Annotated in this window: 1 protein-coding gene; it reads right to left on the bottom strand. The window is 75.4% G+C overall.

From position 1 onward, the window contains the following. Positions 1-43: 43 nt before the first annotated feature. Positions 44-731: NAD(P)H-dependent flavin oxidoreductase (locus BJQ90_RS20570; protein WP_226762036.1), on the bottom strand; the 688-nt coding region annotated here is incomplete at its 5' end.

Below are 731 nucleotides of genomic sequence, written 5' to 3'. Positions count from 1 at the left end.
GCGGCGGGCCGTCAGCCCTGCAAGCCTTCAGCCCAGCAAGCCTTCAGCCCAGCAGCCCCGCCATAACGTCCGCCACGGAACCGGTCCGCGCCTGCTGCCAGCCCGTCCCGGCCCAGAGGTTCAGTCGCTCCGCATCCCCGGCGGCCGCCGCAGCCGCCCGCAGCGGAGCAGTGAGGTGGTGTACGGCGGGATAGGCCTCCGGGGCGTCGGGGTGGTCCCGGACGAACTCATTGACCAGCGCCCGGGCCGGCCGCCCGGTGAAAGCCCTCGTCAGCAGGGTCTGCGTGCAGCGCGGGCTGGCGAGGGCGTCCTTATGCAGCTGCCGGGCGCCGCTCTCGTCCGTGCGGAGGAACGCGGTGCCCAGCTGGGCCGCCTCTGCCCCCGCGGCCAGCACGTCGTCCAGCCCCGCCCGGTCCATCACGCCGCCGGCAGCAACAAGCGGGAGCCCGACGGCGGACCGCACCCGGGCGAGCAGCTCCGCCGTCGTGCCGGGCCGGCCCGTATCGTGCCCGGCACCCGGGGAGGCCTCCTGGCCTGCGGGGCGCGGCTGGAAGGCCGCGCTGTGGCCGCCGGCGCTCGCATGCTGGACCACCAGCGCGTCCACGCCCTGCCCGGCCGCCTCGAGCGCCTCGGCAACCGTGGTGACGGTGGCCAGCACCGCGGAACCAGCCCGCTGGAACGCACGCACAACATCGGCACCCGGCAGCCCGAAAGCGAAACTGACCAGTTCC

The organism is Arthrobacter sp. SO3, assembly GCF_020532825.1.
Lineage (GTDB): Bacteria > Actinomycetota > Actinomycetes > Actinomycetales > Micrococcaceae > Arthrobacter.
The sequence above is the reverse complement of the archived record's forward strand: the minus strand, read 5'-3'. Positions and strand labels throughout refer to the sequence as shown.